Annotated in this window: 22 protein-coding genes; 12 read left to right on the forward strand and 10 right to left on the reverse strand. The window is 64.9% G+C overall.

Annotated features, from left to right (window positions below):
* The first annotated feature begins 213 nt into the window (after positions 1-213).
* Positions 214-1,581, forward strand: coding sequence for an APC family permease (locus N2603_RS17645; RefSeq protein ID WP_260389773.1), 1,368 nt, complete (start codon positions 214-216; stop codon positions 1,579-1,581).
* A 14-nt stretch (positions 1,582-1,595) separates the two neighbouring features.
* Positions 1,596-2,792, forward strand: a complete 1,197-nt coding sequence (locus N2603_RS17650; protein ID WP_260389774.1) for a hypothetical protein — start codon at positions 1,596-1,598, stop codon at positions 2,790-2,792.
* On the opposite strand, the gene N2603_RS17655 is transcribed toward N2603_RS17650, so the two are convergent.
* Together N2603_RS17655 and yidD are read right to left on the reverse strand one after the other, a co-directional pair.
* Positions 2,793-3,002, reverse strand: a complete 210-nt coding sequence (locus N2603_RS17655) for a hypothetical protein (protein WP_260389775.1) — start codon at positions 3,000-3,002, stop codon at positions 2,793-2,795.
* 91 nt (positions 3,003-3,093) lie between these two features.
* On the reverse strand, positions 3,094-3,432 hold the full coding sequence (gene yidD, locus N2603_RS17660) for a membrane protein insertion efficiency factor YidD (RefSeq protein WP_260389776.1): 339 nt from the start codon (positions 3,430-3,432) through the stop codon (positions 3,094-3,096).
* Positions 3,433-3,681: 249 nt separating this feature from the next.
* Here yidD and N2603_RS17665 point away from each other — a divergent pair, with 249 nt between their 5' ends.
* Positions 3,682-4,581: a COG3904 family protein gene (locus N2603_RS17665; RefSeq protein WP_260389777.1), complete on the forward strand. Its 900-nt coding sequence runs from the start codon at positions 3,682-3,684 to the stop codon at positions 4,579-4,581.
* A 136-nt stretch (positions 4,582-4,717) separates the two neighbouring features.
* On the opposite strand, the gene N2603_RS17670 is transcribed toward N2603_RS17665, so the two are convergent.
* Positions 4,718-5,173, reverse strand: coding sequence for an iron-sulfur cluster assembly scaffold protein (locus N2603_RS17670; RefSeq protein WP_018647136.1), 456 nt, complete (start codon positions 5,171-5,173; stop codon positions 4,718-4,720).
* A gap of 251 nt (positions 5,174-5,424) precedes the next feature.
* Here N2603_RS17670 and folE point away from each other — a divergent pair, with 251 nt between their 5' ends.
* From folE to N2603_RS17690, 4 genes are all read left to right on the forward strand, one after another.
* Positions 5,425-6,105, forward strand: coding sequence for a GTP cyclohydrolase I FolE (folE, locus tag N2603_RS17675; protein WP_018647137.1), 681 nt, complete (start codon positions 5,425-5,427; stop codon positions 6,103-6,105).
* Positions 6,106-6,132: 27 nt separating this feature from the next.
* Positions 6,133-6,555, forward strand: coding sequence for a phosphoribosyl-AMP cyclohydrolase (gene hisI, locus N2603_RS17680; protein WP_260389778.1), 423 nt, complete (start codon positions 6,133-6,135; stop codon positions 6,553-6,555).
* A gap of 160 nt (positions 6,556-6,715) precedes the next feature.
* Positions 6,716-7,777: a lytic transglycosylase domain-containing protein gene (locus N2603_RS17685; protein ID WP_260424213.1), complete on the forward strand. Its 1,062-nt coding sequence runs from the start codon at positions 6,716-6,718 to the stop codon at positions 7,775-7,777.
* Positions 7,778-8,079: 302 nt separating this feature from the next.
* Complete coding sequence (locus N2603_RS17690; protein ID WP_260389779.1) at positions 8,080-9,255, forward strand: DUF2336 domain-containing protein; 1,176 nt, start codon at positions 8,080-8,082, stop codon at positions 9,253-9,255.
* Between the two features lie 219 nt (positions 9,256-9,474).
* On the opposite strand, the gene N2603_RS17695 is transcribed toward N2603_RS17690, so the two are convergent.
* The 3 genes from N2603_RS17695 to N2603_RS17705 all read right to left on the reverse strand — a co-directional run bounded on the left by N2603_RS17695 (position 9,475) and on the right by N2603_RS17705 (position 11,506).
* A complete protein-coding gene (locus N2603_RS17695; RefSeq protein ID WP_018647141.1) occupies positions 9,475-10,053 on the reverse strand; it encodes an Hpt domain-containing protein in 579 nt (192 codons plus the stop codon).
* Positions 10,054-10,081: 28 nt separating this feature from the next.
* Positions 10,082-10,627 carry a response regulator gene (locus N2603_RS17700; RefSeq protein ID WP_008549760.1) on the reverse strand — a complete coding sequence of 182 codons (546 nt, stop codon included), beginning with the start codon at positions 10,625-10,627 and terminating at the stop codon, positions 10,082-10,084.
* A gap of 99 nt (positions 10,628-10,726) precedes the next feature.
* Positions 10,727-11,506 (reverse strand): NAD kinase, encoded by a 780-nt coding sequence (locus N2603_RS17705; RefSeq protein ID WP_018647142.1) that lies wholly within the window; start codon positions 11,504-11,506, stop codon positions 10,727-10,729.
* 246 nt (positions 11,507-11,752) lie between these two features.
* Here N2603_RS17705 and N2603_RS17710 point away from each other — a divergent pair, with 246 nt between their 5' ends.
* On the forward strand, positions 11,753-13,318 hold the full coding sequence (locus tag N2603_RS17710; RefSeq protein ID WP_260389780.1) for a S10 family peptidase: 1,566 nt from the start codon (positions 11,753-11,755) through the stop codon (positions 13,316-13,318).
* Here the strand turns inward: N2603_RS17710 and N2603_RS17715 are convergent.
* Positions 13,305-14,693, reverse strand: a complete 1,389-nt coding sequence (locus N2603_RS17715; RefSeq protein ID WP_260389781.1) for a serine hydrolase domain-containing protein — start codon at positions 14,691-14,693, stop codon at positions 13,305-13,307. The two genes, N2603_RS17710 and N2603_RS17715, sit on opposite strands and share 14 nt — an antisense overlap.
* Before the next feature lie 109 nt (positions 14,694-14,802).
* Positions 14,803-15,345 (reverse strand): tetratricopeptide repeat protein, encoded by a 543-nt coding sequence (locus N2603_RS17720; RefSeq protein ID WP_260389782.1) that lies wholly within the window; start codon positions 15,343-15,345, stop codon positions 14,803-14,805.
* Positions 15,346-15,595: 250 nt separating this feature from the next.
* Between N2603_RS17720 and N2603_RS17725 the strand changes: the two genes are divergently transcribed.
* From N2603_RS17725 to N2603_RS44745, 4 genes are all read left to right on the forward strand, one after another.
* Positions 15,596-16,036, forward strand: coding sequence for a His-rich protein BRANT (locus tag N2603_RS17725; protein ID WP_260389783.1), 441 nt, complete (start codon positions 15,596-15,598; stop codon positions 16,034-16,036).
* 196 nt (positions 16,037-16,232) lie between these two features.
* Positions 16,233-16,667, forward strand: a complete 435-nt coding sequence (locus N2603_RS17730) for a hypothetical protein (protein ID WP_260389784.1) — start codon at positions 16,233-16,235, stop codon at positions 16,665-16,667.
* A 287-nt stretch (positions 16,668-16,954) separates the two neighbouring features.
* The gene (locus tag N2603_RS17735; RefSeq protein WP_026312650.1) at positions 16,955-17,662 is read left to right on the forward strand and encodes an outer membrane protein; all 708 of its coding nucleotides are present in this window, start codon (positions 16,955-16,957) and stop codon (positions 17,660-17,662) included.
* A 255-nt stretch (positions 17,663-17,917) separates the two neighbouring features.
* A complete protein-coding gene (locus N2603_RS44745; protein ID WP_018647149.1) occupies positions 17,918-18,160 on the forward strand; it encodes a DUF6719 family protein in 243 nt (80 codons plus the stop codon).
* Between the two features lie 19 nt (positions 18,161-18,179).
* Here N2603_RS44745 and N2603_RS17745 read toward each other — a convergent pair whose 3' ends face one another.
* Positions 18,180-18,434 (reverse strand): hypothetical protein, encoded by a 255-nt coding sequence (locus tag N2603_RS17745; protein ID WP_026312651.1) that lies wholly within the window; start codon positions 18,432-18,434, stop codon positions 18,180-18,182.
* Between the two features lie 308 nt (positions 18,435-18,742).
* A complete protein-coding gene (locus tag N2603_RS17750) occupies positions 18,743-19,132 on the reverse strand; it encodes a hypothetical protein (protein WP_260389785.1) in 390 nt (129 codons plus the stop codon).
* Between the last annotated feature and the right edge of the window lie 41 nt (positions 19,133-19,173).

The following is a 19,173-nucleotide window of genomic DNA, read 5'->3' on the forward strand; positions in this document are numbered from 1 at the left end:
TCAAAAGGACCACGCAATCGTGTCGTGATTGTGGGGGTAGGGAACGGGTTTTTCCGGTGTCTGGGTCGGTTTATCGCCCACGACCATGCATAAGCGGTGCGAAAATACCGATGTCCTTTGCCTCATTTAGCCCTTGTTAACCCTGCTTGAATTGACTGAAGCAAACTGCACGATGCTCCCCGTGAGGCGAGACGCCTGAGGTTAAGGACCCCGATGACGGCATCAGATGCGGGTACCGCGCCCTGGACTGGCCGGCTGACCGGAGGTGGATCCGGGGTCTCCGCTCTGGTCGCAACCGCCATCGTCGTTGCCGACATGATCGGGGTCGGCGTCTTCACCAGCCTCGGCTTCCAGGTCAAGGACATCCCGTCCGGCTTCTCGATCCTCCTGCTCTGGACCGTTGGCGGCATCGTCGCGCTTTGCGGCGTGTTCTCCTACAGCGAGCTGGGCGCGATGTTTCCGCGCTCGAGCGGCGAGTACAATTTCCTCGGCCGCGCCTATCATCCCGCCTTCGGCTTTCTCGCCGGCTGGGTCTCGGCGACGGTGGGCTTTGCAGCGCCCGTCGCGCTTGCCGCGATGGCCTTCGGCGAATACGCCAAGTCGGTCATTCCCGATCTGCCGCCGATCCCGCTCGCCCTCGGCGTGGTGTGGCTGGTCTCGATCGTGCAGCTGACCGGCGTCAGGCACTCCTCGACCTTCCAGCTGATCTCGACCATTTTGAAGGTCGTGCTGATCGTCGCCTTCCTGGTCGCCGGCTTCATCATCGGCGCGCCGCAGCCGATCGCCTTCACGCCGCAGCCGGGCGACCTCGCGCATATCGTCAGCGCGCCGTTCGCGATCGGACTCGTCTTCGTGATGTATTCGTTCTCGGGCTGGAATGCCGCGACCTACATCATCGGCGAGATGAACACGCCGCAACAAAGCCTGCCGCGTGCACTGCTCACGGGCACGCTGATCGTGCTGGTGCTGTATGTCGCGCTGAACGCGGTGTTCCTCTATTCCACGCCCGTCGGCGCGCTCGCCGGCCAGCTCGACGTCGCCAGTGTCGCCGGCACCGCCATCTTCGGCAGCCTCGGCGGCCGGATCGTCGGCGCCATGATCTGCGTCGGTCTGATCTCCTCGATCAGCGCGATGATGTGGATCGGCCCGCGCGTGATGATGACGATGGGGGAGGACATTCCCGCCTTGCGCGTGTTCTCGAAGCGATCGGTCAGCGGTGCGCCGGCCTATGCCATCCTGTTCCAGCTTGCGGTCGCGACCCTGCTGCTGTTCACGCGCAGCTTCGAGGCCGTGCTCGACTTCATCCAGTTCGCGCTGTTGTTCTGCTCGTTCTTCACGGTCGCCGGTGTCATCAAGCTGCGCATCACCGATCCCGATCTGCCCAGACCCTATCGCGCCTGGGGATACCCGTTCACGCCGCTCGTTTTCCTGCTCGTGACCGCGTTCATGATGTACTACCTGCTGACCGAGCGACCGGTGCAGTCGCTCTCGGGGATGCTCGTCATGGTCTCGGGCCTGTTGATCTATGCTGTCTTCCGCAGGCGGCCGGTCGCCGCTGGCAATTCATCACACCGCGAATAGACATGTTTCGATCCATGAGAATTGCGGCAGTCGCTCTTGCCCTCCTGGCTGCGGCCGTCTCGTCCGCATCTGCCGCCGACGTCACCTTTGACGATACCGCGCGCTTCCTTGCGGGTATGCAGCCTGCGGCGGACTCGCCGCTGGTGCCGCTGACCAGGGACCCCAACTGGCAGCATCACGCAAAATTCTTCGACAACGCCTTCGCCCAGCTCGAGCAGCGGCAAATATCGAAGATCCGCGCCTGGGCCGACGTCAATCTGGCTGCGCCCCGGCCGACCATGTTTTACATGTTCAGCGGCCCCGACTTCCTCTACGCCAATGCCTTCTATTCCAAGGCCAGCACCTACGTGCTCGGCGCGCTGGAGCCGGTTGGCGCCGTGCCCGACCTGACGAAGGTGCCGCGCGGTTCGGTCGGCGCCGCGCTCTACAATGTCGAGCGCTCGCTCGGCTCGATCCTGAGCTTCTCCTTCTTCATCACCAAGCAGATGAAGGTTGACCTGCACACCAACCAGGTCAACGGCACCTTGCCGATCCTCTATGTCTTCCTCGCCCGCTCCGGCAAGACCATCCGCAACGTCGAGATGGTCGCGCTCGACAACAAGGGCGGAATGCATGTGGGGAACGACAATCCGGGACCGAACGCGACGCGCGGTGTCCGCATCACCTTTGCCGGCAGCGACGGCGAGGTGCGCACGCTGTATTATTTCTCGACCGACCTCTCGAATTCCGGCGCGCGCGCGACCGGCTTCCTGAGGTTCTGCGAGACGCTCGGCCCCGGCAACAGCCTGCTCAAGAGCGCGTCCTATCTCATGCACTCCGGCAACTTCACCGTCGTCCGCGACTGGCTGCTCGCCAACAGCGCCACCATCGTCCAGGACGATTCAGGCATTCCGCTTGCCAACTACAATGCACGGCAGTGGCGCTTCTTCCCGTTCGGCCGCTACCTCGGGCCGATCGATGAGTTCCCCGGACGCTACCAGGAGCGCTACACCGAACTGTTCACGCGCGCCCAGCCGATCGACTTCGGCGTCGGCTATCGCTGGCGCATGCATGAATCCAATCTTCTGCTGGCGGTGAAAGTGCCGGGAAGCGAGAGCGCGCCGGCGGCTGAGACCGCTTCGTCCGCCGAGCCGCCACGACCGCCGCGGCCGAAGCGACCGCGCCCGCCCGAGCCGATCCCGCCGCCGGGACGCTTCTTCTGGTTCCGCTAGCTACCAGTGCACGCTCTGGCTCGGCACCACGAAGGCCGTCGTGCTGGGCGGCGTTGCAAGGCTCGTCGCCAGATACCAGCCGGAGCCGGCCGCGAGCACCAGCAGTGCGATGATGGCGAGCATATCGAGGGTTCTGGGATCGTGAGGCTTCCTGGGACCAGGGTTGGGCCCCGGCCTGAGGTGAAAATGAGGGCTGATTTTCCAGCGCATTGTTGTTTCCTCCCGTGGGAGCATCACAACAACGCGAGGCGACGGTTCCAGTTCCCCCGGGGCCAGCGATGCGCAAAGCGCTGCAGCAAGCTCAGGGCGCGTTGACGCCGCGCCAACGGGCGTATCGCCAAGGCAGGTACCAGCGCGCGTTTTGCGGCGCGACGAGCGGCACATTGTCGATGCCCGAGGTGCCGTACGGATTGCAGCGGAGCAGGCGCGCGAGCGTCATCCAGCCGCCGGCCCAGAGCCCGAAGCGCTCGATCGCCTCATCGCCATAGACCGAGCAGGTCGGCAGGTGCCGGCAATTGTATCCGACCAGCGGCGAGAGCGTGTGGCGATAGAGCCAGATCAGCGCGCGGCCAAATCTTCGCGGAAGGCGAAGGACGCCCTCGACGGGAGTGGAACAATGCTCGCAGGTTGAATGCTTCATGGGCGCGTTGCTGCGACGTTAAGCGAAGTGTTGCCCGGTTCCGGCGCAGGGAACTGTAAGGTGTTGTTTGCGCGCCATATTTTGCCTGCTTTCTGGGAGCAGTGCAGCAAGTATCTGTGGACGATCTGTATTCGCCCGGATACCATTTTTATGACGGCCGTGTGTAGAAAACATACGCCTGTATGATGGACTCAGAGGGCGCTACCGGGGATTGTTTGGCGACCTTGGGGCTTTGGGGAAGGAACCAGATTGAAACTTCTGAACTCCCTTGATGTTCGCGGCTGGTTGCTGGTGGGAACCGCCGTCTGTGGAGTCGCGCTGGCCGGCGCCGTCGCGACATTCGGGTCATCGGCCCGAGCGGGTAGCGCTCTCGAAGAGCGCAAGTTGCCGATGAAGTTCAACTGGGTCGCTTGCGAACCGAATTGCCGCGGCTGGGTCAGCGCGGTCGGCATCATCACCGCTGATACGCCCAAGGAGTTCGAAGAGTTTTCTCGCGGACGCCAACTCGGCGGCGCCACTGTGGTGCTCGATTCCAGCGGCGGTTCCGTCAACGACGCGATCACGCTCGGCCGGCGCTTCCGCAATCTCGGACTTTTGACGACGGTCGGAATCAGCCTTCAGAACCGCGGCGGGCAGTCGGCCCGTCCTTCGGTCGCGCCCGAGGCCTATTGCGAGTCCATGTGCGTGTTCCTGCTGCTGGCCGGCAAGAAGCGCTACGTGCCGGAAGCAGCGCATGTTCGGGTCCACCAGATCTGGATGGGCGACCGCGCCGACGATGCCAAGGCCGCGAGCTACAGCGCACAGGACCTGATGATCGTGGAACGCGACATCGGCCGCCTCGCCAAATACACCTTCGACATGGGCGGCGCCGGAGACCTGCTGTCGCTCGCGCTCAGCGTTCCCCCCTGGGAAGATCTGCACGAGCTCGATGCAGGCGAGCTGAAGCTCACCAATCTGGTGACGACGGATCTCGTCGCCGACGTGCTGCCGCATGTGGACGTCACGGCACCGGCGATGGCGGAGCTCGGGCCGAAGACGCAGGCGAGGTTCGGTGCGGAACCGGAGCAGCCGGCCAAATCGACCAAGACGGCGGAAGCCGTGGTGCCCACTGGCAGCGCGGCGGCGCCGGCTACCGCGGCGCAGAAGTAAGCTCCCCACACTGTCATTCCGGGGCGTCGCAAAGCGACGAACCCGGAATCCAGATGTTGTCGCACGAAATTCTCAGGTGCGCACTTGCGCACCATAGTCCGCGCTGGCGCGCGCGCCGGAATGACGTCGTTTGGGCTCAGCCCTGTGCCGCGGCGGGCTGCTTGGCCTTGGCTTCGATCTGACCGATCGCATCGACCACCGCATCGAAGGTCAGCAGCGTCGAGGCGTGCCGTGCCTTGTAGTCACGGACCGGCTCGAGGAACTTGATCTCCTCCCATTTGCCTTGAGGAGGCGTGCCGTTCTCCTTGAGCATCTTGCGAACGGTTTCGCGTAACTCACGGAGTTCGCTCGCAGTCGAGCCGACCACGTGACTTGCCATGATGGATGAAGAGGCCTGTCCCAGCGCACAGGCCTTCACGTCATGGGCGAAGTCGGTGACGGTGTCGCCATCCATCTTGAGGTCGATCTTCACGGTCGAGCCGCACAGCTTGGAGTGGGCGGTCGCGCTGGCATCGGGGGCCGACAGGCGCCCGAGGCGCGGAATATTCCCGGCCAGCTCGATGATTCGCTTGTTATAAATGTCGTTCAGCATGTGATGGAGTCCAACACGTCCACACCCACTTCCGGGCCGGATCGGCCTTGGCGGGCGCCGTCCACGGTCCTATATAGGGTCGGAACTGGTGGAAAAAAGTCCAGCGGTGCGGCGGCGGTGATCCCGATCTGCGCTATCGACGTTGTGACCGAAGGGCCTTTTCGCCAAAACTGTTCTCTTCAGGCGTCCGGCGGCTTGCCGCCCCGTCTGCCGGTGACACTCCGGCCACAAGGCCGTCGAACGGAGTAGACATGGACGCTACAATCAAGCCGATCCGCCCCAATAAGCAGCTCGAGAGCCGCCCGGCCGAGCTCGATCCTGCCGAATTCCTCGCGGCCGCCGTCCGCGCCGATCAGCCGCGCCCCGCGCGCGCCGAGGCTGAACAGGCCGTGAAGACGCTGCTCGCCTATATCGGCGAGAACCCCCATCGCGAGGGCTTGCTCGACACGCCGCGCCGCGTGGTCGAGGCCTTCGACGAGCTCTATCAGGGCTACCACCAGTGCCCGGCCGAGGTGCTCGACCGCACCTTCGGCGAGACCGCCGGCTATGACGATTTCGTGCTGGTGCGCGACATCGAGTTCACCTCGCAGTGCGAGCATCACATGATGCCGTTCTACGGCAAGGCGCATATCGCCTACACCCCGGTGGAGCGCGTCGTCGGCCTGTCCAAGCTTGCCCGCCTGACCGACATTTTCGCCCGGAGGCTCCAGACCCAGGAGCATCTGACGGCGCAGATCGCAGCGGCCATCGACGAGATCCTGAAACCCCGCGGCGTTGCGGTGCTGATCGAGGCCGAGCATACCTGCATGTCGGTGCGCGGCGTTGCCAAGCATGGCGCCTCCACCTTCACCAGCCGCTACACCGGCATGTTCCGCGACAATCCGGCGGAGCAGGCCCGTTTCCTGTCCATGGTGCGAGGCCTGCAGCGCTGACCTCGCGAATGACCAGCGAGGTTTGTTGTGTCCGCTCACTCCCATGAGATCGAGGAAGGCCTTGCCTTCCTCCCCAAGTTCGACGCCGCGGGCCTCGTGACCTGCGTCGCGACTGACGTCGCTACGGGTGACGTGCTCATGGTCGCGCACATGAACGACGAGGCGCTGCGCAAGACCATCGCGACCGGCGAAGCCTGGTACTTCAGCCGCTCGCGCAATGCCTTGTGGCGAAAAGGTGAGACCTCAGGTCAGACCCAGCGCGTGGTCGAGATGCGCACCGATTGCGATCAGGACGCGGTCTGGATCCGTGTCGAGCAGATCGGCGCAGCCTGCCACACCGGCCGCCGGTCGTGCTTCTACCGCAAGGTCGAGGCCGAGGGCGGGGGAGCCAGGCTGGTGTTCACCAACGCGGACAGGCTGTTCGATCCGGATGACGTCTATAAGAAGTAGCAACCTGTCATTCCGGGGCGGCTCGAAGAGCCGAACCCGGAATCTCGAGATTCCGGGTTCGCGCTTCGCGCGCCGGAATGACTCGGGGATGGGCGGGGAGAGCTGAAATTAACCCCGCATTAACCATACCTGTCCCACGGTGAGACGACAGGGCGCCGAATTGCCGGCGTCGCTCAACGCCGCGCGGGGCGGGCACTCCATCATGTCGGTCGACAATTCCAGTGCCTCGCAGACGGCGGTTCTCGATCCGACGCGGGCGCGTGTCGCCGGCGCGATCAAGCAGGCCTCGAACGTCTCCGGCGTCAGCTTCCAGTACATGCTGACCACCGCCAAGATGGAATCGGATTTCGATCCCACGGCGGGCGCCACCACCTCGTCCGCGCACGGGCTCTACCAGTTCATCGACCAGACCTGGCTCGGCACCGTGAAAGAGGCGGGGAGCCAGCTCGGCTACGGCAACTATGCCGACGCCATCGTCAGGACGTCGTCCGGCACCTACACCGTTGACGATCCCTTCATGAAGCGGTCGATCATGAAGCTGCGCGACGATCCGGAGGCCGCATCCAGCATGGCCGCGGCGCTGACGCAGTCGAACAGCTTCAAGCTCACTGGCCTGCTCGGACGCAGGCCGAGCGACAGCGAGCTCTACATGGCGCACTTCATGGGCGTCGGCGGGGCGGCAAAGCTGATCGCCAATGCCGAGGACAATCCGCAAGCCGTCGGCGCGCGGCTGTTTCCCAACGCGGCATCCGCCAATCGCTCGATCTTCTATGCCAAGGACGGCCGCGCCCGCAGTGTCTCCGAGGTCTATTCGGTGCTCGATGCGCGCTATGCCAGCGCGGCGAATTCGAAGGTCACGCGCAGCGCGATGGCGATGTATGGCGGCGCGCCGTCGACCACTGAGGTTGCCAGCGCCAATGGCGTGCAGCCCACAATGCCTGTGGTCGACAACGCGGCCTATCTCCAGACCTTCCCGAATACGCGCGCCGTGACGCCTGTCAGCGCGACGTCGTCAACGACGGTCGCCGACAATGCGCCGTCGACGCCGGTGTTTCGCTCGATCTATCAGCCTGGCGATGTCACGCAGCCGGTCTCGGCGACGGTGCAGAAATTGTGGGGCAACAACGCCTCGCTTACGTCAGTCGCCTCAGCGACGCCGGACGTGCGTCCGCCGCAGCCGCTCGATCTCTTCAGCGATCGCAGCGGCACGTTCAGCAGCTAAAATCGTCGAGCGAAAAACCGCCGCGTGTCCCGGACGCGCTGCGGCGCGCAAGCGCTGCTGCGCAGAGCCGGGACCCACGCAACAAGAACTGTTCTCGAACCATCCAGGCCCCGGCTCAGCAGCGCATCACTTGCGTGCTGCGCCGCGTCCGGGGCACCCATCCTGGGCGTCTCGGTTCCCTTAACAAAACGTCAATAAAACCAGCCAGTTATGGTGAACGCTTTGTTAAGCGTCGTGGTTTATTTTGTGTTGCAGGTGACGAGCCGTCACCATTTTCGTTTGTTGTGTAAGCCGGAAGCAGCATGATTGTTCGGCAGTTTATCAATTGGATCAGGACGGCCCCCGCCGGCGAGCGGGCCGAGGCGACACGGGCGTTGGCCCGGGCCTGGCTGATCTCGGATCTCTCCCATGACGACCGCATCGCCGCCGAAGGCGCGCTTCTGATGCTGCTCGACGATCCCTCGCCGCTGGTGCGGCAGGCGATGGCCGAGGCGTTTGCGCGCAGCCCTGATGCGCCGGCGTCGATCGTGCGGGCGCTGTCAGCGGACCAGCCGACCGTCGCGCTGCCCGTGCTCGAACATTCTCCGTTGCTGATCGATGCCGATCTCGTCGACATCGTTGCGACCGGCAATGACGAGGTGCAGTGCGCGGTCGCCCGCCGCATCGCGCTGCCGGTGTCGGTTTGCGCCGCCATCGCCGAGGTCGGCTGCGCGGCGTCGGCGCTCGAGCTGATCGAAAATCCGCATGCCGAGCTCGCGCCGTTCTCGTGGAATCGCATCGTCGAACGCCACGGCCATCTCGCCGCGATCCGCGAGGCGATGCTGGTGCTGGACGATCTGCCTGCCGCAACGCGCGCCGCGCTGGTGGCAAAGCTCTCGGAGACGCTGGCGCAATTCGTCGTGGCGCGGAACTGGCTGAGCGCCGACCGCGCCGAGCGCGTGACGATCGAGGCGCGCGACCGCTCCACCATCAACATCGCGGCACGCTCGCGCGGCGACGACATGCAGGGCCTGGTGCATCATCTGCGCGTCACCGGCCAGCTGACCGCCGGTCTCATCCTGCGCGCGCTGCTGTCGAGCAATCTCGACCTGTTCGACGCGGCGCTGGCCGAGCTCGCCGACATGCCGCTGGCGCGCGTCACCGCGCTGCTGCACGACCGCGGCGGCAACAGCCTGCACGCACTGCTGCGCCGCGCCGGCCTTCCCGAAGCGACGTTCGCGGCGTTCCAGGTCGCGCTCGATGCCTGCCACGAGCAGGGTTTTGTCGACAGCGACGACGGCGCGGCCCGGCTGCGCCGTCGCATGGTCGAGCGCGTGCTCACCCATTGCGAGACCGACCGCGGCGCCACCGAGCCGCTGATGGTCCTGCTCCGCCGCTTTGCCACGGAGTCCGCGCGCGAAGAGGCAAGGTTGTTCTGCGACGAGATCGTTGCGGATGATGCGATCGATCCGGTTTACGACGATCTGATCGCGGCCTAGCAAGATGCCGTAGGGTGGGCAAAGACGCGCAGCGCCATGCCCACCATCCATCAGCGATCAGATGGTGGGCACGCTCCGCTTTGCCCACCCTGCGATACTTATCGTACGGCTAGAGCACTTCGTCATTGCGAGCGCAGCGAAGCATTCCAGAATCCCGCCGCGGGAACAGTCCGGATTGCTTCGCTGCGCTCGCAATGACGAGAGGAGAGAGCTCGGCCTTTACTCCGCCGGCACGATGCTCGGTGCCAGGATCGCTTCGAGATGCTCGGGACGGTCGCGGTTGACCTGGGTGAGATAGTCGTCGGCGACCTTGCGCAGGCGACGGCTGAGCTCGGCGGAGACGCTGATGCTGTCGAGCCTGGTGTTCTCGTGCACGATGGCCAGGATGGCATTGATGTGGTGCGTGAACAGCTCGGCCGGCACCTTCTCCAGATCCGGCGCGTGCTCGATGACGCGGCACAGGCTCTCGGCGATTCCCGCTGCCGCCGGGAAGCCGAACGTCGCGGCATCGCCCTTGATGTCGTGCGCCGCGCGGAACAGCTCGTCGCGCCGCTCCTTGGTGAAGCCGTCATTGCGGATGGCGACGTAGGCGGCCGACAGACGGTTGACCTCAGTTGCCATCCAGTCCTTGAACTCGCCGGAGAGGCCTGCGAGCGCCTGCTCGGCGCGGCTGACCGGATCGTCCATGTCCTTCTCTTCGACGCGGCGCAGAACCTTGCGCAGCGGATTGGGCTGCGTGATCAATTGATGCGTGGCGAAGGCTTTGACCTCGATGTCCTTTGCGCTGTTCTTCGCCATGATGCCTGCCTCGTCTGAAGACGTTGCGCTAGATGGAGGAGCGGGCCTTGTCGAGCAGCGAGGGCTGCTGCAGCACCTCGTGCTTTTCGCCGACGCGGCGCTCGGGACCCATATAGGCGGAGTTGGTGTTGCGGCGCCGGTCCGGCCCGAAATAGGTCTTGGTCTTGATGAAGGGGCGGGGATTGGCGACGACGTTGAGGATGCGCTGGTAGAGCCCCTTGGCCGAGATCGGCTTGGCCAAAAATTCGGTGACGCCGGCATCGCGTGCCACCGTGACGCGGCGCTTCTCGGAATGGCCGGTCAGCATGATGATCGGCGCGTAGGGGTTGCCCTTGGATTCCGGCTGCCGGATCATCTGCGCGAGCTCGAGCCCGTCGAAGATCGGCATCGCCCAGTCGGTGATGACGATGTCGGGCACGTAATGGCTGTACATTTCCAGCGCGGTGGCGCCGTCCTCGGCTTCATAGACTTCGCGCGCGCCGAACGAGTGCAGCAGCGTCCGCAGGATGCGGCGCATGTGCGGATTGTCGTCGCAGACGAGGAAGCGCAGCTTGTTGAAGTCGATGCGGAACATGGCGCCCGGGCTGAAGCGGTCAATCTTCGTTAACCATATCGTGGCGGGGGTTAACGAAGGGTTGCCGGCGGGCGCCCGGCGGCAGTCCCGGGCAGGGGCTCAGTAGCCGAACTGCTCGCGCAAGATGCGCTCTTCCAGGCTGTGGCCGGGGTCGAACAGCATCCGCATCGAGATGCTCTTGTCCGAGAGCACCTCGACGCGCCGGACCCTGCGCACCTCCTCGTGGTCGGCGACCGCGGCAACGGGGCGCTTGTCGTCTTCCAGCACCTCGATCACGACATAGGCCGTGTTGGGCAGCAGGGCGCCGCGCCAGCGCCGCGGCCGGAAGGCGCTGATCGGTGTCAATGCCAGCAGGGCGGCGTTGATTGGCAGAATCGGGCCCTGGGCGGAGAGGTTGTAGGCGGTCGAGCCGGCCGGCGTCGCCACGATGATGCCGTCGGCGATCAGCTCCGGCATGCGCTCGCGCTCGTCGATCAGGATCCGCAAGCGCGCCGCCTGGGAGGTCTGGCGGAACAGATAGACCTCGTTGATGGCATGGTGCAGGTGGACGCGGTCGTTGACGTCGGTCGCGCGCATCAAGAGCGGATTGATCTCGGATTCATGCGCCGTCTCGAGCCGTTGGCGCAGATCATGCGTCGAGTACTCGTTCATCAGGAAGCCGACCGTGCCGCGGTGCATGCCGTAGATCGGCTTTCCCGTGCGCATGTGGTGGTGCAGCGTCTGGAGCATCAGCCCGTCGCCGCCGAGCGCGACCACGACGTCAGCCTCGTCAGGATCGCAATTGCCATATTGCGCAGTGAGCTGGCCGAAAGCGGCCCGGGCCTCGCTGCTCGGGCTGGCGACGAAGGCGATCCGGTCGTATCGCGATGGCTTGGTCATGGCTTTTCGGGCAGGCTCGCTGGCTCGAGAAAGTTCCGCCGGGCTCGTCTATACGAGGTGGGGCTCCATTGTCGAGGATGACCACCCTCCAAGGCAAACGGCACTGCCGGATTCGGGGCAAACCGGGTCGTTTCGAGCCCAATCGGCCTCTCAGGGGGCGCCACGTCAATGATCCCCCAAACCGTCTCAATTCCGCGCTAAGCTTTCGGCCTCACCGGCTCTCACAGCCGGGCAGGGAGAACGATCATGGTCACGGGCTTGTCGGCGCTGCGTTGCACGGCCTTGGTGCTGGCGGTGTCGGCTTTCGCACTCGCAGGATTTGCGCGCGCGGATGATCCGCCGCAGCCGCGCTCCGAGACGACGGCGCCAGCCGGCCAGAAGGGTGGGCGCGGTGGTGGCGCGCCAGGCGCATCGCAGAATTCGCCGTCCGCCGAGCCGCACCGTCTGCCGCCGGATTCGATCACGAAGCAAACGCTCGATCTGCCCGGCCGTGCCCTCAACTTCGCCGCGACGGCGGGCTCGATCCGCGTGTTCGACGGCAAGGGCGAGCCGCTGGCCGACATCGCCTACACCTCCTACGAGCTCGACGGGGCCGACCGCGCGACGCGCCCGGTGACGTTCCTGTTCAACGGCGGACCCGGCGCGTCCTCGGCCTGGCTCCAGTTCGGCGCCGCGGGTCCGTGGCGGCTGCCGCTCGACGGCGAAGCGCTGTCGCCATCGGCTTCACCCGAGGTGAAGCCGAACGCGGAGACCTGGCTCGACTTCACCGATCTCGTCTTCATCGACCCCGTCAGCACGGGCTACAGCCGGTTCGTTGCGAGCGGCGAGGACGCGCGAAAATCTTTCTACTCCGTCGACGGCGACGTCAATTCGATCGCGCTCGTGATCCGCCGCTGGCTCGAGAAGCACGACCGGCTGACCTCGCCGAAATACGTCGCGGGCGAAAGCTATGGCGGCATTCGCGGCCCGAAGGTCGTGCGCCAGCTGCAGCTCCAGCACGGCGTCGGCGTCAGGGGATTGATCCTGGTGTCGCCGCTGCTCGACTTCCGCGAGTTCACCGGCACGAGCCTCCTGCAATATGTCGCGACGCTGCCGAGCTATGTGGCGGTGGCGCGCGAAGCCAAAGGTCCGGTCAAGCGCGCCGACCTCGCCGACGTCGAGGCTTACGCGCGCGGCGAATTCCTGGCCGATCTCGTCAAGGGCGAGGCCGACAAGGAGGCAACCACGCGCTTGGCCGACAAGGTCGCCGAGCTCACCGGCATCGACCAGGCAGTGAGCCGCAGGCTCGCCGGCCGCTTCGATGTCGGCGAGTTCCGCCGCGAGTTCGACCGCAAGAACGGCAAGGTGACGGGACGTTACGACGGCTCGGTGCGCGGCTACGATCCCTATCCGGATTCGGGCAATTCCCGCTTCGGCGACCCTTCCGGCGATGCGCTCCAGGCGCCGCTGACGAGCGCCGCGGTCGATGTCCTCACGCGCAAACTCAACTGGCGGCCCGACGGCTCCTACGAGGTCCTGAACGGCAGCGTCGAGGGCAACTGGGATTTCGGCCGTGGCATCAACCCGCCGCAATCGGTGTCTGAGCTCCAGCAAATCCTCGCCACCGACGCCAAGCTGAACGTGCTGGTCGCACACGGCCTGTTCGATCTCGCCACGCCCTATTTCGGAACGAAGCGGGTGCTCGACCAATTGCCTGGATTCGCGACCCGGCGCGTGAAATTCGCCGTCTATCCCGGGGGTCACATGTTCTATTCGCGCGACGGCTCGCGGCAGGCCTTGCGCGGTGAGGTCGAGGCGCTCATTCGGGAATAGGCCGCCGCTTGCGCGGCGGATAGCGGCGCGCGATCTCGCGTGCGACGACCTTTTCCGGCTTCACATTGGCGCCGGCGATCCAGATGTCGCTGACCTTGCCGCGCTTGTCGCGCACGCGGCGCACCGGCTCGCCGTGGCCGGAGTAGCCGGCGGCCCAGGCGAGCTTGCCGGTGTCGCGGCCGGTCACCTCGATCTCGCCGGCGTCCATGAACGGATTGTTGAACTGCGGGTTGGCGACGAGCACGCGGTTGCCCATCGGTACGAGATCGGTTGCGCCCCACATCGTCCACCATCGGCCGGTCCAGCCGCGCACGCGGCGGTTGGGCGCACCGCGGGTGTTGAAGCTGCGCAGGATCTGCATCGCTCCGTCCATCCAGAACGGCGCGGCGCCATCGAGGGAGTTGCTGAGGATGCTGATCGCGAGCTCGCAGGCCGGAATCGCGCAGGTCCGCGAGATGTAGCCCTGGAAGCCGCCGCTATGGCCGAACCAGTCCCAGCCGTCGGTCTTGCCGGCATTGACGCCGAGACCGTAATAGGCCTCGAGGCTTTGCGGGATGCGCCAATGATGCCGCGTCATCTCGCGGCGGCTTGCGACTGACAGCACGCTCTTTTTTGCGTTGGGTGCAAGCTGCGCGAAGAAGCGGGCGGTGTCGGCGGCGGTCGCGACGAAGCCTGCGGCCGAGGCCATGGCGTATGCGGGATTGTCGCCGGGGATCACGCAGCGCTCGCCGAACGGCAGTTTTCGCGTATGGCCGCGCGCGAATAGCGCACCCTTCGGGAGCGGTGCATTCGGCTCGGTCTCGCGCAGCCCCGCGGGCTCGATGATCTCGCGCTTGATCCAGACGGAGTAGGGCTCCTTCGTCACGGCTTCGATCACGAGGCCGATCAGGGCAAACCCGTGATTGGAATATTTGAAGCGCGTGCCGGCCTCGATCGCGGTCGGCAGCTTCAGCTCCGCGAGCAGCTCTTTGGCGTTGAGATAGGAGCGGCTATCGATGAACTGGCCGGAATCGGCGCCGTCGCGCGTCAGCCCGGCGCTGTGCGAGAGCACCTGTGCGATCGTCGTCTCGGCAATGCGCGGGTTGAGACCGCCGACATATTGGCCGACCGCGTCATCGAGCCGGATCTTGCGCTGCTCGCGCAGCTTCATGATGCCGGCTGAGGTGAAGCTTTTCGAGTGCGAGGCGATGCGGAAGCGGTGGCGCGGGGTGAGCCTCTCGCCGGTGTCGAGGTTGGCGAGGCCGAATGCGTGCTCGGCGACGATTTCGCCGCGATGGGCGAAGGCGACGATGACGCCGGGCTGCTGGATTGTCGTCTGCTGGAATTCGATCCAGGAGCCGATGTAGTCGATCGCGGATCGCAGCCACGTATCCATTGCGCACCGATTATGAGGGGAGGATTCGTGCGCGAAGGCTAGCCGAGAAAGCAGAACGGGCACAACCCCTGGGTTGTGCCCGTTCGCATCGATCGAAGATGCGCAGTCTTCAGTAGACGAGCGTCGCGCCGGTCGGCTTGTCGAGCGCTGAGGCCAGCGAGCGATACTCGGAGCTGTCGGTGCCGGCGAGCGATGCGATCTTGTTGAGGTGATACTGCGCCTGCTCGCGGTTGCCCTGCTCGAGCTGCCAGAGGCCGTAATACTGCCAGGTGCGGACGTGGTTCGGGTCGTCCTTCAGCGCCAGCTCGTAATAGACCTTGGACGACTGGTAGTCGCCGAGCTTGCGATAGGAATAGCCGATCAGGTTCGCGACGTCGGCAACATCGTCGCGCTTGAGCGACTTCAGCTGGTCGATCGCGCCCGTGTAGTCGTGATTGTCGTAGATCGCCGTGTAGGCGGTGCGATAGGCCGCGAGGAATTTGGGATCGCTGACGGAGGAGCTCTTCTTCTTGCCCTTCTTGCTCGAGGAGTCCGACTTCGGCGGCGAGGACGGCTCGTCGCTGCCCGCGGCAAAGGCGCTGGTCAGCACCGGCCCGGCTGCGAGCGACATGGCAACGAGGCCCGGCAGCAGAAGCATTGAGAGTTTGCGCATCTAAGTTCTCCCGTATGGAACGTGGCGATCCTACACGATTGCCCGAAGACCGGAACACCCAGGAGCAGGAAACATTCCCGCTTCGCACGATCTATTCGCCTTGGGGCAGATGACAAAGTTGTCATCCAGATGAACGGAAGCCTGCAATCGGCTTCAGAATGGGTTCAGTGCGCGGGGCCTAGGCTCCCACCTACGATCGAAGGGTCGGCGAGAGGGCGCCGCCTCAAGATCCTTCCAAGAGGAGACCACCATGTTGAAGACCATTTCTGCAGCCTTGCTTGCCGCCTCCGTGATCGCAGCCCCGGCCTTCGCCGCTGAAGCCGGCAAGACCACCACGACCGCGCCGGTGATCAAGGCGGATCAGACCCAGACCAAGGCGTCGACCACCGCCGCGAAGCCGGATGCCGGCGTCAAGGCCGATGCCAAGACTTCCGATGGCAAGACTTCGGGTGCCAAGGCTTCCGACGCGAAGGCTTCCGACGCGAAGGCTCCCGATGCGAAGGCCGACGTCAAGGCGGATGCCAAGGTCGACACCAAGTCGAAGGCGATGAATGCGAACGCGGCGGTCACGCCCGACGAGCACAAGACCGTGCGGAAGCATCGTCATCACCACAAGCATCTGTCGGCGAAGAAGTCGCTGAAGACGCAGCCGGACGTCACCAAGCCGGTGACGACCGAGAAGCGCAGCTAACGACTGATCCCGCGCGGCGGCATCCCTGGCATTGCCCTGCTGCCGCGTGCGGAATTCAGGCCCGGCCCGCCGTTCGGCGTCTTGCGTGATAGCGCAAGGCACCGGCAGCGGGCCGGTGCGCCTGCAGGCGAATTCCCTTCGCGCGACCTTGGGGCTAGAACGTCTTCCGAGTCTGGGCGAGCGGAGAACGTGACCTGTGGGGCGGTTGGCGAGGCGTGCAGTGAGCGCGACATTGGTTCTGGCATTGCCGCTGGTGCTCGCGGCGTGTTTTGGCCGCGACGGGGACCGTCCAAGCCTGATGGATGGGACCCAGGCCGGAGGACCGCAGCCCTTTCCCGACAATTTCCGCAGCGACACGCTCGCCTTGATGCGCACCTATCTCAACAATCCGGTCGGCGTGCGCGAGGCCAGTATGGCCGAGCCGGTGCAGCGGCCGGTCGGCGGCCGGCAGTTCTATGTCAGTTGCCTGCGCTTCAACCCGCGTGAGACCGACGGCAGCTACAAGGGTGTACGCGAGCGCGCGGTGATTTTTGTCAATGGACGAGCTGATCGCGTCGTCGACAAAGCCGGCGAGCTCTGCGCCGGTGCGGTTTACGCACCCTTTCCGGAACTGGAAAAGATGGCGCGTTAGCGCAAAGCTCGCCTTCATCGCCGGGTGCTAGAACGAGGACCGCCGGAGCCGCTGGATCACATTTCGGCGAGCTTTGAACGGGGCGGATTTGCCTTGCGACTAATTGTAACGGCAGGCCTCGCGCAAACGACAAAATCGGTCGGTGCAAGGCGGCGTGGCGGAACAAAATCGCGATGTTGCCACCCCGTCACAGGTGCGAACGATCAACGTTCCGGCATCGCCGCGAAGCAACCAAATTCACGCCACGTTGTTTGCTGAGGGTCGATTTTGAAAGAACGGGGATGGACATGAAGACGATTTTGCTGGGCGCAGTCGCCTTGCTTGCGCTGGCAGCGCCGGCCGCAGCGGCCGACATGCAGCCGCGCCCCTATACCAAGGCTCCGGCCCCCACGCCGCCGCAGGTGATTTACAACTGGACCGGTTTCTACATTGGCGGCCACGTCGGCGGTGCGTTTGCCGGCGACAGCAGCTTCCAGTCGAGCGACGCCCGCTTCCTGGGCGGCGTGCAGGGCGGCTTCGACTACCAGTTCGCGCCCAACTGGGTCGTGGGTGTCGAGGCCCAGTACTCCTGGCTGCCGACCAACAACAACGGTGTCACGTTCCCGCTGGGCACGCAGGTGACATCCAACACCGACCAGCTCGGGTCGGTGACCGGCCGGATCGGCTACACCTGGGGCCCGACGCTGCTCTACGCCAAGGGCGGTTACGCCTGGCGCAACGGCGGACTTGGCGTCAACGTCGCCGGTGTCCCGCAGACCTTCACCGCGACCGGCAACAACAAGGACGGCTACACCGTCGGCGCCGGCCTCGAATACATGTTCGCGCCGAGCTGGTCGGCCAAGGCCGAGTACCAGTACTACAACTTTGGCAGCACGACCTTCACCTCCGGGCCGGCCGACATCGTCGGCGTCCGCGGTCGGGAAGACGAGCATACCGTCAAGGTCGGTGTGAACTACCGCTTCGGCTGGGGCGGACCGGCAGCCACGCGCTACTGACCCGCCAAAGGCGATCCCCAGATCTGACAAAGGCCGGCTTCCCGCCGGCCTTTCGTTTGCCGGCTCCGGCTTGCCGGTCCGCTGTTTGCCTTGCGTGAACCATCTGGCGCGTCATTTGCAAGCAAACATTCCGGCTCGCGCTTTCTCATGCGTGTCATGGGGCTGGCGTAAAGCAAAAATAATTTTTGCCGCTTACGGAACTCGCGCTCCGGAACGCGTTATTATGGGACTTCCCGGGCTGGTGGGACGACGGTCATGCGTATCTTGATGTCGGTAGTAGGGCTCGCGTGCTTCGTCGCCTTGCCGTGCTCTGCTCAAACAATCCTCAAATCCGAGCCTCTGATGTTGGCACCCTATGAGGTGGCCTTCGTCAAGGACGCCTCCTGTCCATCCGGCAAGGTGCTGAAAGTGACCGGCGCCATCCGCGGGCTGCATCGGCGCAAGGCCTGCGTGGTGCTGGCTGGCGAGCAGGCCTCCCTCGCGACCGCGACGCCCTGATCCCGCCTTCCGCCCGACCTCAGGAATTCAGCTCGAGCTCCATCCTGGACTCGCGCTCGGCCTCGGCCTTGTTCCTGACGGGGTCCTCACCTTGGGCGGCGCGGCAGGGCTTGATCTCGTAGTCGTTGTCGAGCACCCGGCGCGGTCCGGCGCGCTCGTCATCTGCGCTGACATCCACGACCAGACCACTCCGCTGCGCCAACCCCCAGACGTCGGACTCGTCGGGGTAGGCCTTGCTGATTTGAGCGTCGTTGCAGAACAGGGCGTAGGGCATTTCTCTTTCCGCTCCCGGAAAGCGCATTAACGAATTCCCCGGCGAGGGGTTCCGGCCGGCAACGCGATCACGGGGCCGTGATCGGGGCGGTCAGGCCTTGAGTCGTAAACGAGTCCTGAATCCCCAAAAAAAGAATCCCTGGGACTCTCCGGCCGGAATCAGCGGATGTTTCGGCCATGACGAGCGACCTCAAAACCTCCTGCGGGCACATGCTCCTGCCGTTGACGCTGGCGTTGTTCGGCGCCTGCGCAGCCAATCTCTGGCTGGTGTGGTCCTGGCTGTAAGTCCTTGAAGGACGCCCGCTTGCCCTACTTTTTGGCCGGCGGAGGAGGGCCGACGTCACGGAGGGCGGCGCGAAGCTTTGTCAGGGTCGCTGCGCAATATTCCTCGCGTTCGCGCTCGAACCGCTCCTGATGCTTGCGGAAATTCGCGATCCTGGCCTGCATCTCGGTGCGGAAATCGCCACCGGGGCGGGGCGGCGGGATCTGGACGGGCTGAGGTTGGGGGACGGGCGGAGCTACGGCCGGTGGCAGGTCGGTTTCGATCGCAGCAGCCTGCACGGTCACGATCTCCGTGGTGACCGCGAATGCAACAGGCGGGTGCTCCGGCGGATGGAGCTCATCCTTCTTGCCGGTTACGGATTGGACGAAGGCCAGTGTCTGCGCGATCAGTGCGTCGCGCTCCGCGATCCACTTCATGGGCGACCCCTGTCGGACCATTCCATCAAAGCTGGAGGATC

This window comes from Bradyrhizobium huanghuaihaiense (assembly GCF_025200885.1).
Lineage (GTDB): Bacteria > Pseudomonadota > Alphaproteobacteria > Rhizobiales > Xanthobacteraceae > Bradyrhizobium > Bradyrhizobium huanghuaihaiense.